Source organism: Paenibacillus sp. P5_B5 (genome assembly GCF_056400365.1).
The window spans coordinates 44,513-59,443 of record NZ_JBFULK010000002.1; the positions used below are offsets into that span (position 1 = coordinate 44,513).

General features: G+C 43.7%; 13 protein-coding genes and 3 pseudogenes. 10 read left to right on the forward strand and 6 right to left on the reverse strand.

The features are described 5' to 3' along the window. The first annotated feature begins 15 nt into the window (after positions 1–15). Positions 16–798: a two-component system regulatory protein YycI gene (gene yycI, locus AC1DOK_RS02855; RefSeq protein ID WP_477552725.1), complete on the forward strand. Its 783-nt coding sequence runs from the start codon at positions 16–18 to the stop codon at positions 796–798. 166 nt (positions 799–964) lie between these two features. Further along, positions 965–1,771 (forward strand): MBL fold metallo-hydrolase, encoded by an 807-nt coding sequence (locus AC1DOK_RS02860; RefSeq protein ID WP_477552726.1) that lies wholly within the window; start codon positions 965–967, stop codon positions 1,769–1,771. Here AC1DOK_RS02860 and AC1DOK_RS02865 read toward each other — a convergent pair. Continuing rightward, positions 1,740–1,967 (reverse strand): hypothetical protein, encoded by a 228-nt coding sequence (locus tag AC1DOK_RS02865; RefSeq protein WP_477552727.1) that lies wholly within the window; start codon positions 1,965–1,967, stop codon positions 1,740–1,742. The genes AC1DOK_RS02860 and AC1DOK_RS02865 overlap by 32 nt on opposite strands. A 182-nt stretch (positions 1,968–2,149) precedes the next feature. Here AC1DOK_RS02865 and AC1DOK_RS02870 point away from each other — a divergent pair, with 182 nt between their 5' ends. Beyond that, complete coding sequence (locus AC1DOK_RS02870; protein WP_477552728.1) at positions 2,150–3,337, forward strand: S1C family serine protease; 1,188 nt, start codon at positions 2,150–2,152, stop codon at positions 3,335–3,337. A gap of 60 nt (positions 3,338–3,397) precedes the next feature. After that, positions 3,398–3,568 (forward strand): CxxH/CxxC protein, encoded by a 171-nt coding sequence (locus AC1DOK_RS02875; RefSeq protein ID WP_477552729.1) that lies wholly within the window; start codon positions 3,398–3,400, stop codon positions 3,566–3,568. 262 nt (positions 3,569–3,830) lie between these two features. Here the strand turns inward: AC1DOK_RS02875 and AC1DOK_RS02880 are convergent, their stop codons facing one another. Then, positions 3,831–5,816: a methyl-accepting chemotaxis protein gene (locus AC1DOK_RS02880; RefSeq protein ID WP_477552730.1), complete on the reverse strand. Its 1,986-nt coding sequence runs from the start codon at positions 5,814–5,816 to the stop codon at positions 3,831–3,833. 329 nt (positions 5,817–6,145) lie between these two features. Between AC1DOK_RS02880 and rlmH the strand changes: the two genes are divergently transcribed. From rlmH to AC1DOK_RS02905, 5 genes are all read left to right on the forward strand, one after another. Next, positions 6,146–6,625, forward strand: coding sequence for a 23S rRNA (pseudouridine(1915)-N(3))-methyltransferase RlmH (gene rlmH / locus AC1DOK_RS02885; protein ID WP_477552731.1), 480 nt, complete (start codon positions 6,146–6,148; stop codon positions 6,623–6,625). Between the two features lie 196 nt (positions 6,626–6,821). After that, positions 6,822–7,721 (forward strand): helix-turn-helix domain-containing protein, encoded by a 900-nt coding sequence (locus AC1DOK_RS02890; RefSeq protein WP_477552732.1) that lies wholly within the window; start codon positions 6,822–6,824, stop codon positions 7,719–7,721. A gap of 70 nt (positions 7,722–7,791) precedes the next feature. Next, the gene (locus tag AC1DOK_RS02895; protein ID WP_477552733.1) at positions 7,792–8,892 is read left to right on the forward strand and encodes a phosphotransferase enzyme family protein; all 1,101 of its coding nucleotides are present in this window, start codon (positions 7,792–7,794) and stop codon (positions 8,890–8,892) included. A 565-nt stretch (positions 8,893–9,457) separates the two neighbouring features. Next, entirely contained in the window at positions 9,458–11,017 is a 1,560-nt protein-coding gene (locus AC1DOK_RS02900) for a hypothetical protein (RefSeq protein WP_477552734.1), read from the forward strand. 403 nt (positions 11,018–11,420) lie between these two features. Continuing rightward, positions 11,421–11,885, forward strand: a complete 465-nt coding sequence (locus AC1DOK_RS02905) for a phage tail protein (protein WP_477552735.1) — start codon at positions 11,421–11,423, stop codon at positions 11,883–11,885. Between the two features lie 395 nt (positions 11,886–12,280). Here the strand turns inward: AC1DOK_RS02905 and AC1DOK_RS02910 are convergent, their stop codons facing one another. From AC1DOK_RS02910 to AC1DOK_RS02925, 4 genes and pseudogenes are all read right to left on the reverse strand, one after another. Next, positions 12,281–13,657, reverse strand: a complete 1,377-nt coding sequence (locus tag AC1DOK_RS02910) for a sensor histidine kinase (RefSeq protein WP_477552736.1) — start codon at positions 13,655–13,657, stop codon at positions 12,281–12,283. 26 nt (positions 13,658–13,683) lie between these two features. Continuing rightward, positions 13,684–13,986 carry a winged helix-turn-helix domain-containing protein gene (locus tag AC1DOK_RS02915; protein WP_477553087.1) on the reverse strand — a complete coding sequence of 101 codons (303 nt, stop codon included), beginning with the start codon at positions 13,984–13,986 and terminating at the stop codon, positions 13,684–13,686. A 26-nt stretch (positions 13,987–14,012) separates the two neighbouring features. After that, positions 14,013–14,115: pseudogene (locus tag AC1DOK_RS02920) on the reverse strand (DNA-binding response regulator); the annotation flags it as partial. After that, positions 14,092–14,373: pseudogene (locus AC1DOK_RS02925) on the reverse strand (response regulator); the annotation flags it as partial. The pseudogenes AC1DOK_RS02920 and AC1DOK_RS02925, both read right to left, overlap by 24 nt. A gap of 199 nt (positions 14,374–14,572) precedes the next feature. Between AC1DOK_RS02925 and AC1DOK_RS02930 the strand changes: the two are divergent. Then, a pseudogene (locus AC1DOK_RS02930) lies at positions 14,573–14,835 on the forward strand (DJ-1/PfpI family protein); the annotation flags it as partial. Between the last annotated feature and the right edge of the window lie 96 nt (positions 14,836–14,931).

Here is a 14,931-nt window from a genome sequence, read left to right on the forward strand (position 1 = left end):
TAGGAGGGTACCCGAATGGATTGGAGTAGGGCTAAAACGATTCTTGTTCTTTCGTTTTTGTTTTTGAATTTGATCTTAGGGTATCAGCTAGTGGTACGTGAAATGAAGCAGTCAGAGCTCGCGCTCGACGTAGAGGAAATTGCCAAAGAAACGAATCGGTTACTAATGGAGAAGAATATTTCGGTTCCTAATGGCATCCCGAAGGAAGCGCCAAAGCTCAAGGAAATCACGATGAAGTTAAACAGCGATTACAAATCGGATCAGACCATTATGTTGAAATCGCCTGTTCATGTGAGTTCATTTATGAAGAAAATTATACCAAGAGAGCTTTCGGTCAAAATGGACATTCCGCGGCTAGAGGAGTATCAATTTGATTCGATTGTCAGTAAACCGGGCACCTATGTGATGAATCAGATGTATGGGGATTTACCATTATTCGACGTTACGATCCAGTTACTTGAGCATGATGGCCAAATTACAAGCTATCGTCAGGCTTATGCGGAAGTCGATCTTGGCAATGAGCAGAAAGACATCGTGGAGCAGAAGGTGATCTCTCCTTATATTGCGATCCGCAGTCTTGCAGAGAAGGAGAATTTGTTGACGAATGGGACAACGATTATGGATATTAAGCTCGGTTATCATGGTCAGCAATTCGATTCACCTATACTCTATTTAATGCCTTATTGGCGGGTCACAACGATTATGGATGGCGTATATAAAATTTATTATATTCATGCTTTTAATGGTGGAATTGAAGCACCACAGGAAGATACAAATAAGACAGATTCTAATCGATAAATATGGCCGAGTCGTATATAATGGAAGAAGGTGTTTGAGTTTATAAACAAGCCTTCTTCCATTTTTGTTTTTGTGAATGAATCAATTTATGTAAGTATTGTGTTTTAATGGTAATCGTATAGATAGAATAGAAGTTTGGAATAGGTAGTAGAGGGAGTTAGTAGAGATGGGTTTACGATTTTCGGTATTAGCAAGTGGTTCCTCGGGGAATTCGATGGTTGTTGCTGCAGGTGATAAGAAGATACTTGTTGATGTCGGGCTTAGTGCTAAGAGAATAGATGGTTTACTGCAAGAGCAAGGGGTTAGTGGCAGCGAGATTGATGCTATTTACGTAACTCATGAGCATTCGGATCATATTAAAGGATTAGGAGTGTTCTCCCGTAAGTATAATCTACCGATCTATGCTAACGAAAAGACATGGGAACAGATCGATAAGCATGCAGGTAATATCGCAGAATGTAATCGCATCATTATGGAGACTGATTCAATCGTTGATCTTGGTGATTTACAAATTGAATCGTATGGCATTTCGCATGACGCAGCTGAGCCCGTTGGTTATTGCTTCTACCATCACAACCAGAAGCTTACTCTAGCGACAGACCTTGGCTATATGAGCTCCAAAGTCAAAGAGAAGCTATCGGATTCAGATGCGATTGTACTTGAAACCAATCATGATGTAGATTTACTACGGATGGGTCATTATCCTTGGAATATTAAGCGCAGAATTCTAGGAGATCTTGGTCACTTATCCAATGAAGCAGCAGCTGATGGCTTATGCGACGTGTTGTCTAATCGAACAAAGGTCGTTTATATGGCACATCTAAGCAGGGATCATAATATGCTCGACTTAGCCAGACTAACGCTCCATAATGTGGCACAAGATCGCGGTATGGATCTTCAAGAAAGACGCGTTCGGTTAATGGATACCTATCATGATCGATCTACGAAATGGGAAGTTTTGGATCAGATATAAACACATGGTCTAGTAGCGTCACCTTAGTCTGTAGTTCAGCAGGAGTAATAAGCTGCTTCTCAATCAGTAGCTCAATTAACGCAGTTAAGGCCAGCGAATCGTGGTAATTCCTCACTTTGAGATCGGCTAGTTGTGCGACCATATGAACCTCTTTCATAGGGGAATGCGAATGGCGTGAATCACGGGAATAATCCATAATAGACAGCTCCTTTATATTTAATAGAGTGAGAGATTTGAGTTAGAAGGCTATGTAAATCTCTTAATACTAGTTTAGGTAGAATGATTGAAAAATATGCCTATACTTTATTGAAATAAAGGATTAAAATAGTGAGCGAATGTTACACCGACAAGGACGGGAAGAAAGGGGAGAGGGACGGCATGAGTTTTTTTGACGATGATGATTTTTATTCAGTTAAGAGACCTTCACGCTCATGGAAAGAACGTGATGTGATGAAGACGCGGCCGTTCACAGGCGGGCGGAGCAGTAGAGACACACGCAGTATCGTTGTATTCACTTCAGCATTTGGTGGTGCAATGGTGATGCTAATACTTGTACTGCTAGTTGTTTCTTTACGAACGGATGGTGGGAATGCAGCTATTCAAGTTTCCTCACCTGTTACAGGTAACCCAATCGTTGCCTCAGCTAAAAAAATGAATGCCTCGGTCGTCTCTGTCCTCTCATTGAGAAAGAATGAAAAAGGCGATTTGCAGCAGTATGGTATGGGTTCAGGAGTTGTTTTTCAGAAAAAAGGTAATCGCGTATTTGTCGTAACGAATAATCACGTTGTAGAAGAAGGCGATGCTTTCGAGATTGGGATGCATAACGGCGGGCGTAAGAAAGCTGAATTGATTGGTTCTGATCGAATATCAGATCTGGCAGTCCTTGAAATGGATGCATCCGGGGTTGATGCGGTAGCTGAATTTGGTGATTCGAATGATCTCAAAACAGGTGAATCCGTTATTGCCATTGGTAGCCCACTTGGTCTTGGTACTTCAGTAACATCAGGTATTGTGTCATCTCCCAAGCAGACTATTCCGGTATCAACATCAGGTGATGGGGATGTCGACTGGGAAATGGATATGATTCAGACGGATGCCGCCATCAATGAAGGTAACAGCGGCGGGGCACTTGTTAATATGGCAGGTCAGATTATTGGTATTAACACCCTTAAAATTGCTAATTTATCAGTTGAGGGCATGGGTTTTGCAATACCATCCAATGATGTCGTTCCTATTCTTAAAGATTTAATTGATCATCAGAAGGTAAGAAGACCTCTTATTGGCGTTACCATGCAGAATCTGCAGTCCTTTCAAGGGACAGATGTATTAAAATTACCTACTGAAGTGAAAACTGGAGTTATCGTATTAGAAGCATCGGGCCCAGCAAAAGAGGCTGGAATAGTGTCACAAGACGTTATTACAGAAATCGATGGCAAGAAAGTTAGCGGTATTCTACAGCTTCGTAAGTATTTATATAAGGAAAAAAAGGCTGGCGACTCATTATCGATTACATTCTACCGAGAAGGTAAGAAGCAATCAGTGAATGTAGTCTTGGTGGAGTCGTAGACGTTTCTAGCAGACTAGATGATTGTAACTACAACAAAATGAGGAAACGGGGTAGCTTCTATGTATGTCGTATGTAAAGAGCATTTAGAACTGGCGATTGATGAATTTGTGGATGAGTATGAAGACGCACCAGATATCGTCGATCTTCGTGAAGTGAAATTTCGCGATTGGCATCCGCCAGCACATTGCGAACACTGCGATGAAGGCGAAGCGCGTTTCTTAGTTGTATAAAAATACGGAAGGGACCTGATGAGGGTCTCTTTTTTTAAATATAAGAAAGTATAAAATTGGACTTATAGGGGAGAAGGAACATGGCGTCAAATTAAACATGGTGATCTTGTTCTACAGTGGGAGTATGGAGGAGTCGATTACACATTGCGAGCGAATAAGCTTGGGTTGGAAGAGCAAGAAAACAAAGGGACTTGAGGGTAAAAAGCAATACGTCCTCAAGTCCTTTGCTTATAATTTCAGTTCTGACAGCTGATCGCTAGAACTACTGTGTACGCTTCAATTTGAAGCGAAGCACCAATGACTGCAGTTCTTCGGCGATGCCGGCAAGATGCGCAGCGGAGGAGGCAATTTCCTCCATCGAAGCGTTCTGTTCTTCACTGGCAGCAGCGACGAGGTCGACTTTTTGTGCTGCGGCCTGGGTCATGGCGCTCGATTCATCGAAGGCCGCAATCATCGCTTCGTTCGACTGCATCAACTGTTCGCTGACGACGGCTACTTGACCGAGCTGCGTATCGATGCGACCAATTGCCTCATACATCTCCGTGAACCGATGCTCCACCGATTGCGTTAGATCGCTTCCGATTGCGGCAGATTCAACGCCTTCCTCCATGCTTCCAACCATGTGGTGGGCACGCTCCTGTATCTCCCCGATTAAGGTGGCAATCTTCTCAGCGGCAGATCCTGTCTGATCAGCGAGCTTGCGTACCTCTAGGGCGACTACGGCGAACCCGCGACCATCCTGACCGGCTCGTGCAGCTTCAATGGAGGCATTCAGCGCTAGCAAATTCGTCTGCGCTGCAATTCCCTGTATGAAGTTAGTTACCCCGCTAATTTCCTCAGCAACCCGGTTTAGCTTCTCTGTCTCGTTTTTAGAACGTTTGGAATGTTCGACAATTGTATCCATCTGTTGTCTTGCAGCACCAAGAGTCTCCTCGCCTTTATTCGCCAGGATATTGACCAACTGCGACAGTTTGGTGCTTTCATGTATAATGCGAATCGTTTCGTCGAGTTCCTGCTGGGCAAGCTCCGCTGTCCGTTTAACGGCGTTCATGCTTAGATTCATATCGGACGATACGGACGATATTTCTTGCATGGAGGAGGCAACTTGCTCAAGCGTTACGACGTTCTGCTCCGAATTAGCGGACAATTGCTGCGAAGAAGCAGATACTTGCTCGGAATGATCGGTAATTTGCAGCAGTACATCGGATAACGATTGCGACATTGTATTGAAGTTGGCTTGCAGTTGCCCAATCTCATCTATTCTTCCGCTCTCGATCAACGGGACGGTTAAATCTCCATGAGCGATGGAGTCAGTTAGTTGCTTCAATTGCAGTACAGGTCGCACCGTCCGTTTCATAAATATCCAAATAAACAAGGAAATGAGAGCAAGCAGTAGTAGGATGAACAGTAAAGATACTCGCAACAGCGGTCCGGTCTTTTGATTAATTTCGCTCCTATCAATGACAGATACAATGTTTAAGCCGAGCGCATTTTCATTGTTAAAATAGTAATATTCCTCACGATCTGTATCTGCAAGCATGAATGAGCCTTCAGCTTGATTGCGCATTATTTCGAACCTCTCGTCTTGAAGCGGCTCGCCTTCTTGGAATCGTGGATGCGATAATGTTACGTTGTTACGGTCGAATAAGCTGACATATCCGTGTTCTCCGATTTTGTATGTGCTTACCATCTCTTTTAAGTGATCGATGGCAACATCGATTCCTGCTACGCCCGAACCGTCGGAGAGTGTCTTGGCAAAGGTAATGACATAGCTTCCAGTTACGGTGTCAATATATGGAGGCGTCATAATGACTTGCCCCTTATTCTGAATAGCTTGCTTGTACCATTCGCGAGTAGTTGGGTCAAAATCCGGGTTTTCCTTTTCTTTAGAGTTGTAGTATCGATTGTCATGGAACATGAACGCAGCCAACACATTATGGATATCTGCCTCAATATGATGGATGCGGTCTTTGATATGCGCTCCTGGTTTTTCCCCTGGAGGGACATGGAGATCGGTAAAGCTGTCAATTGTGACGGTATAATCACGGTACGAATCATTGAATACATTAGTAATCATCGTTGTAACCCCTTCGACTTGAGACAACAATTCGCGCTCCAGTTGGTTACGTGCAAGTTGTGTCAAGGAAAGGCTAAGAACAACGGTGGGAACAGCGATAAGCACGACAAGGAAAAGCAGCATCTGCTTGGATAAGGATGCTTTATAGCTGGCAAACATTTTTTGAATCATCTGTGATGACTCCTCTCTAAGATGTAAGTTAACTAGTTGTAAGGGTGACAATACAACACTCAATACTTATCGGTTATTTAAAATTAAATTAAAACTGCTATAAAAATTTTTATCAAAAAATGGAGATTACGGAAAAATTATTAATAACCTTTGTCAGAAAAGTGATCGAACCGCTCTTTTGTCGAATGACGACAGGGCGTTTTTTTGTTGTGATTATTTGAAGGGGCGTAGGGGGAGGGTGCTTGACGAAGAATGGTATTATGGTGATACTAGCTAATAAATATAAGGAAGATAATGAAAAAAATTATTGACTGAATCGAGGGTTAATCTTGAATATACAAATTATTACCGTAGGGAAATTAAAAGAACGCTATCTGGTCGATGGGATAGCGGAATATGTGAAGCGCCTTGGGCCTTATGCCAAGGTGAGCATGGTCGAGGTGCCTGATGAGAAGGCACCTGAGAACATGAGCGCAGCGGAAGAGGATCAAGTTCGTCGTCGTGAAGGCGAACGAATCCTCTCCTCGCTGCGTGAGGATGCTTACGCCATCGCGCTTGCGATTGATGGCGAACAGTTGGCGAGCGAGCAGTTGGCCGCTCGCTTGCAAGATTTGGCCACCTATGGGCGGAGCCAGGTGGCCTTCATCATCGGCGGCAGCCTCGGGCTGAGCCCCGAGGTGCTGCGCCGCGCTGACATGCGGCTGTCCTTCGGCCGCATGACTTTGCCGCACCAGCTGATGCGGCTGGTGCTGGTGGAGCAGATTTATCGAGCGTTTAAGATAAATCGGAGGGAACCTTACCACAAGTAACGGCGAAAAATTGGGGTGTAAGAGGGCCTGAGCCCTGTAAGATCGATGATTTATAAGAAATTCTAGCCCTTAAATTGACTTAGGGGCTTTTTTTATATATGAAAGAAACGACAATGATTTCCATCTTGTGGTATGATTTCACTAGTAGCAAATATGTTCCATTAAGAATGATAAGGAACAAAAACATACTAGGAGAGTGACAAAGGCTATACAACCATACAAACTTCTATCTGAACTCCTATCCCGAATAGAAGAAAATGTTTCTGGTACGAGCGAGACAGAATATCTGAACGATCTCCCGGTCTCCACGGTTCATTTGCGTCGGCTTTTTAAGTTCGCTTTCGGCGTGCCGCTACAAAGCTATATCCGCTCTCGAAAGCTGGCCGTCAGCTTAGAGAATTTGATGCAAACCGATAAGCGGATCCTCGATATTGCCATCGAATGCGGTTATGAACATGAGCAAACCTATATACGCGCGTTTAAACGTGAGTATGGGCTTACGCCTGGTGAATGCAGGGAATCCGGCAAAAACATTCAAGTAACACCTCCTCTTCATCTATTTCCAAAGAACGATGTTTGCGGAAATATGGTATACGGGCCGAATATGGTCATGATTCCATCCTTTCATTTAATCGGGTGCATCCATCGAATTGAGATCGCTGAAGCACCGACAGAAGCGCCCGAAGCTGCCAAACAGTTTTGGTGGAACAAGCGGCATAATGTGCTTAATCCAGTAGAACCCAATATCTATTACGGTCTAACGAGGACGCCTGATCCATCGCATAGTTGGACGTACTATCTACCGTCTATGCGAGTACGGAATTTGAACGATATTCCTGACGGCTGTGCAGGCGATACCGTCCCTGCTTCTATGTGTGTCGGCTTTCGCTATATTGGGAACCATCATTACGAGGAGATTAGCGAACTACGTGCAGAGGCGCTGTATACTGCCATCGATAGGCTTGCCAAGGAGCACAACGGGAGATATGAGCTTCTGGATAGCAAATTCTTCTTCGAAAAAATCGATACGGATGCATATGATGGGCAATATTGTCAAATGGAATGGTTTGCGCCCATCAGAGTGAAATGCACTTAAAAATGATCAAAAAAGTCCATTGAGCATGCCGCTATTGTGGTATGTTCTTTTTGTAAGTCATCATAAATAGATGTTTGTACGAAAAGGAGAGATAGTTATAAATTATAACGAAGTTGTTGCAATCGGAGATACCTATTTACTTACAGTCGTATCAGAGATGTTCGGATTAGAAGGCTATGAAATCCAGCGGATTCCGGCACATGATGGAGGGCGAAATGTCGTTTATACCTGTGAAAAAGAGGGCGAGGGCGCTAAAATACTCAGAATCGCTTTCTTACCAGACAGGAGCCGAGAAGATTTCCTAGGCGAAGTGGAATTTGTTCGGTATCTATTTGAGCACGGAGGCAGTGTCTCAAATGTAATCAGCTCCCGAAAGGGGAATCTGCTGGAGGAGATCATCCACAATAACCACATCTTTTTTGTCTGCCTGTTTAAAAAGGCTAAGGGAAAAATGCTTGTAGAAAATAATTATCGGTACCGAGAAGGGGTTCCAATTACCGAATATTATTATAATTGCGGCAAAACCCTAGGGAAACTACACCATATATCGAAAGGATATACGCCTGTCCATCGCCGGTATAGCTTTTTTGACAAATACAATGCCGAATATATCGATAAACTGATACCGGGTTCCTTATCTCTGCTTAAGGAGAAGATGGTGGAGCTCCTTGATACCTTACAAGGATTGGATAGGGACCAGGAGACTTTTGGTATGATCCATTTTGATTACAACGATGGGAATTATTCTATAGATTTTGATACCGGACAAATAACTGTATATGATTTCGATAATTCACGTTACTGTTGGTATATGTTTGACCTAGCGGGTCTCTGGATACAAGGAGTGGGTTGGATACAATTTGAACCAGACGCCGGAAAACGTAAAAAATTTATGGGTGATTATTATAAAACAGTACTTGAAGGATACAGATCCGAGACCGGAATCGAAAATTCGATGTTGGATAAGCTGCCGTTGTTTATCCAAGTAAGCCTCATGGAAAATATTATAGATGCATTCGAGGTCATGCGAAACAACGGCGAAGAACCGGAGTGTGACGAGGAACTGTCGTATCTCATAAAATGTTTGGAAGACGATATTCCATACCAGGGATTTTTCCATGAAATTTACTCTTGTGAAGAACCCTTTCAGTATGAGGAACGAAATATTTAGTATTTTTGTTGCGGTCTTACCCTTTCACCTTATAACCCAGATCTGAATCCCATAGAGCAGTTATGGTCAAAACTGAAGGCATATCTGCGCGTTGTTAAGGTTCGTTCAGCCATCGCTTTTCGCTTCGCTATGTATATCAAGCGTATCCGTAGATTCGCAATAGTATTTTCTAGCCCTTAAAGCCCATGTGAGTTTTGCCTCGCAGGGGCCTTTTTCATGCGATTGTATGCCAATAGCACCGCAGTCGCATTAGGGTAGCAAAATGCAAGTTACTTGAAGGTGCAGCAATACGGCCCACGGCACACTTAGAACGATTTTTCGCCGATAGACCCGTTAAGCTGAACCGTACCATAAGTGACGGCGAAAAATTGGGGTGTGGGGGAAGGTTCAGAGGTTTGTAGTTGAGACAATGTTTTCCATATTTTTTTCCATCTTTATAGTATAATTATGTTTAGGGCTGCGGTCTGTTACGGTGATTTGTTATGGGAAATGGAGAGGTACAGGGAGTCTGGACGTTGGCTTTCGCTTGCCATTGACCGCATTCGAACACTGAAAGGAGTAACATATGTCGATACAACCAGGTGATGTATTCGGATTCTGGAATCCGCAATTGAACGCTTATGTCGCATGTCAGATTACGCATATTGTGCCAGCAGACAAACCGAACGAAAAAGACAGCTATGCTGCATTGATGCTACATTGGACCGGGAGAGAGCTTCCTTCCATTGATCAGCTGAGGCAGGTAAAGCCGCTTGTGATCAATTTTTATTTTTGGAGTGATCATCTGGATCATCTCATTAGTGCGGGTCCGATTCCTCCGGAGTATACCTATATTGCAAATTTTGAGGTCCTTGTGGAAGAGCAGCCGAGAAGCTACGGAGACTGGAATCGCGGGAGCAAGCTGTATTGTCAGCTGCAGTGGGAGCGCATTCCGGAGGACAAACGACATAACTTCAAAGCTGCCAGCAAGGCAGACAGCAGTGAGCAGGTGGAAATTGCCGGAGTAATGGTGCGATGGGGCACCCGATCGCTTTCTCTGGACCGGATCCCGGGCCTAATCGACTACACGGAATTGGATCGTCTGCCTTGTCTGACATCCTTGACTGTTTTCGATTGGAGCTCTGCACTGGAGAACTATGTAAGAACGCATGATTTTATCTACAAGCTGGAGCTGGAACTCAAGACAGCCGTGGAACGGATTGATTTGCAGCACACACTCATCACAGAAATCACAATGAAGCCGCAAAACATCCATGAGCTGATTGCTCCTAAGGACATGGATCGGATGACGTTTGAAGGAAGTTTGCAGCATGATGTTTATATCAAGCATGAGCGGGAAGGTCGCGGTATCACGCTTCGATTGAATGGCGAGGCGGTGAAGTCCTATCGTTTCTTGAGGGGTCTCAAGCATTTGTCTGTGCTGGAGCTGTACTCTGCCGATGACATCGATCTGGGAGACGTCATCGATCGGTTTCCTTCGCTACAGAGCTTACGTATGTGGGGCAAGCCAGGCTACATCCGTGGTATGGAGCAGCTGTACAAGCTCGAACAGCTTCAAATGTTCACGACGGTGGACATGTTTGGCTTCTCAGGCGAGCAGTTTCCACATCCGCATCAGTTGCCTCAGCTGCACACGTTGTGGTTGACCAGCTTGCCGGATGATGCTGCCAAGACGATCAAGCAAGCCTACAAACAAGCAGCGAAGCAAGGTCTGGATTTATCCATTCGCCAACCGCGCAAGCCGGAATGGCTAGCCGATAATCTCGACAACCCATTTCGGGCGTGGGACGGTCGAGAAGGAATTACACCTGCACAAGCGCAAAAGGCTGCCTCGCTGTATAAACAGATACGCGGGCAACTGCGGGAGTTTGCGGCTCAGGCGCAAACAGGTGATATGTCCTCCCAGGACGTGCAGCTACAGCTCGAACACACCTTTTCCACCTATATCGAAGGGTTCAATAAACTAGACAAGCGCAAGGTATTTATTTTTACTGAGGAACGAGAGGAGATTTTGGGTGCCATAACTCCGCTTATATCCGGGCTTGTTAAGGAACTGCAGGCGATTCAGATCGAAATTGATGAACATGCGCTGTGGGAATATACTGACCAACTCCGCGATTTTTGATCCGAACAAAGAGTGCTGTCCGTATTGGAGAAAAAATGAGACGGATTAAATTAACAACAACCTCTCTCTCTTTGAATTGAATTGATCATAGTACTAAGGAGCTGGCCGCGACAGCTCCTTTTCGCATTTTTCGCCGATAGACCCGTTAAGCTGAACCGTACCACAAATGACGCAAGTTTTATTTGTACAAGGGTTCGATGCGGATTCGGGACGCGATCTGATTTCGAATTCATACATCCAAACCGGTCATGTTATCAAAGGGATTTATCTTATCCAAAACGTGAACGGTTATCATGAATCATTTTTGGTATAATATTTGGTAGAATAACTTGAAGAATGGCTTAGTTTTAGTGAAATATGAATTTCTAATGTTAGGAAAAAAAGAGAAAACGAGGGATGGAAAATGTCGTATATCGTTGATTTTAAAAATGTGTCTACGGTTGGTTTTGAGTCTTCACCTGTAGTAGATGCGCTTGCTGGTTTACGTGCTAATGAAGCCCGTTACTTTATGAACAAATACGAGCATGAATTTACGGTTGTACCAGCTAGCGAAAGTCAGGAGAACCTTGATTATGTGAACCGAATTTTGAAAGAAGAACGTGATATTGAGTTTGCGGCTAAACCTTTAGAAACGTCGCGTTTTCAAGTGGAAAATATTCAATTTGCCTACGTCTTTTATGAGGATGGTCTTGCGCTCAATGTCATGTACACGGTTGATGATCCTAAGAAGCGGGCCGTTGGTTTTAAGCTTTCTGAGGGGATGGAGGTACCAAAGGAGTTAGAAGGGAAGTTTAAGTTTGCTAGGCAGAAGTCTAAACTAGCTGGAACAATTCGGGGCTCGTTTTTTGTAATTAAAGGAGAATATTAAAGTAATCTTCAGGCTGACAATGTTAACGCGTCTGGCTGGTGCTCTCATGACTGGAGAGCTATTTGGAAATAGTTCAATTTGCAGGACTTGTTGAGTCATTTGTTACTCGCTTCTTTTGAGTGTGAAAAATATAAGCCTCTATTCCGAGTGGCGGAATAGAGGCTTATATTTTTGCTTGCTCCGCAAGCCAAGCTTCGAGATTTCCATATTTCAATGATCTTCTCCGAGAGAGCATTGCTATTCTTGATAATGATCGACCGTCTTAGCATTATCCAATTGTTGCTTCCGATTGCTATAAAAATTCGCGGTTGCAGTGATACGATGAACCGTATCACAAGTAGGGCTAAATTTCTCGCTAACAACGAAGCAGCACATCATCATTGTGTTAGCTTTATTTATTGATTTTTTGGGAGTCTTATCAGGAACAAGGTTTCTACATGGGGAGTACTCATCAACTGAATATGGCCTTGATGTGATTCAACGATTTCCTTGACAATCGAAAGTCCGATACCGAGCCCCTCGCCTTTTCTTCCCTCGTCAACACGATAGAACCGTTCAAAGATGAGTTTGTGATCCTCAGGAGCAACTCCTCTGCCTTTGTCCTTAACGGTTATGCACACAACATCGTCTTCTTCAACGAGCCCTATTCCAAGGAAATGCCCTTCTTTTCCATAGCGAATCGCGTTGTCCATTAAGTTGCGTATAGCACGTTCAACAAGAGGCGCATCGATAACCGCCTGAATATCCCTATCGGGGATATCCACTTCAATCGCAAAGCTTTGCCCATCTAAAAATAACATATAGTCGGCGGCAATTTTTCGCATTATTTCAGACAAGTTATACGGAGCAAGATGTATCTCATGTGAATCCCCATCCAGCCGTGAGATGTCTAACAATTGATCCAGCAGTTTGTCCATATAACGAGATCGTTGCAAAATGATTTTCGAGTTGGTCCGCAGCTCGTTTTCGTCATTATATAAGCCAGTATGAATGGTTTCGGCGTAACCCAGGATCATCGTTAGCGGTGTTCGCAAATCGTGAGATAGATTAGAAAGCAGCACCCTGCGCCCGGTTTCGAATTGATCGATTTCATCAGCCTGTCTCCGAATCCGCTGCACCATCGAATTGTAGTGACGGGTAAGTTGACCGATTTCGTCCTTCGACTTATCCTCGAGCACGATCACATCGCTTCGGATATTGACCTGATTGAGGGCTTGGTTAAGCTTGCCGATCCGTCGATTGACCGAGGAGAAAAGCCACAGGGCCAGAAAATAGGGCACAAAGAAAGATAACAGCAACGGCAGAGCCCAGGAATATAGTGCTTTAAATGTTCGCACAAAGAAGTACATCTGTCCTTGTTTCATTGCATCGCTAGATAAACTTAGTAATAAGTAATAAGGCTGTCCGTTCTTATTCGCTGAATAGGCAAGCGTAATCGGTTTATCTTCGCCCCAGAGGTTGTTTGGCATATTAATAATGCGATCCGCCAACTGCTCAAAGCTATAATTATGCGTCTCACCATAAGTATCATAGAGCGTTGTTCCGTCCGAAGAAATCCATTCAAATCGAAGAGCAGGATGGTGGATGTGAAACTGATCCATTATCGGTTGGACTTCATTCTTATCGTATGTGTTTTGTTGTTCAGTAGCACTCAGTATCTCTTGCGAGATGGCATTCAACTCATTTAAATCATAACCCTTATTCCATAATTTACCCGAAAGTGTCGAAAGCCAGACAAACAAACTCAAGCTGATAACGATGCTTATTAGCATGATGAGCCATATCCTAGTGAGATTCTTCATCGTCTATCTCCCGAAAAGCGATATCCGACGCCACGAACGGTATAAAGGTAATACTGAGAGCCAGAAGAGCTTTCGAGTACTTTGCGGAGCCGACTAATAAATACGCTCAAGTTGTTATCATCGTAGTTTTCATGCTGCCAAATGTGTTTGTAAATTTCCCTTTTGGTCAGGGCGTGATCGGGGTTTTGCATAAAGAATTTCAGAAGCTCGCATTCAACCGGAGTTAAATCACAGGGTTTCCCATCATTATGCAGAACTAAATTATCTACATCGAGAACCAGATGGTTTAATCGGATGATTTCAGATTGATGGGTTGCATGGCGACGTTGCCTTCTTAATTGAGCTTGAACCCGAGCAAGTAACTCCAATGGACTAAATGGCTTTGTCACATAATCAACGGCTCCTAGACTGAGGGTAGCAATCTTGTCCTGCACTTCTCTTCTAGCGCTAAGTGCAATAACGATAGTTTGCAAATTATTATCTTGTAAATAACGAAGTACCTTAATGCCATCCCCGTCATCCATCATCAAGTCCAATATCATGAGCTCGATATTATGCTCTTGTATCTGTTCAATCGCTTTCCGTCCCGATTCCGCTTCAATAACTTGGAAGCCTGCCCGTTCCATATGGATGCGAATTAACGTACGAATCTCGGGTTCGTCATCGATAATTAGGATATGACCCATACATGCACGACCACCATTCTTTCCAAAAATATGAATCTATTAAAAGAATACTATAAAATTTGAATATTTAATAATAATGATTCATGATGAGTGTGGATTTTGATCATCCATTAAGATTTCACTAAGATACGGTCAAAAAACGATAATATGCTGGCGATTCTATGGATGTTGATTTCGGGCACATTATGTGTTTGACACGATGACAGACTGGGATATAGGTTATTTAACTGGGAAGATATTATAAAAAGGGGTTGGCCCCATCAAAAGTAGTTACTGTGGGTATTGAAAAGACTCCAGTAACGACAATGGGCGGGTTGAAAATACTGCCCGACATCAAACTAGATGAGTGCAACATTGAATGATAGCTCCGATACATTGATTTTACCTGGTGGAAATACATGGACAGAAGCCATTCACCAACCTAACTTAAAAATCACTGAGCGGTATCCAGAGGAAGAGGTGAATGGACTTGATGAAAAAATGCCGTAGCTGATTACGATATGTCGGGAAAATAGGGGGGAGATTCGGTGGCTTGATCTTGCTAGACATGATCAGATT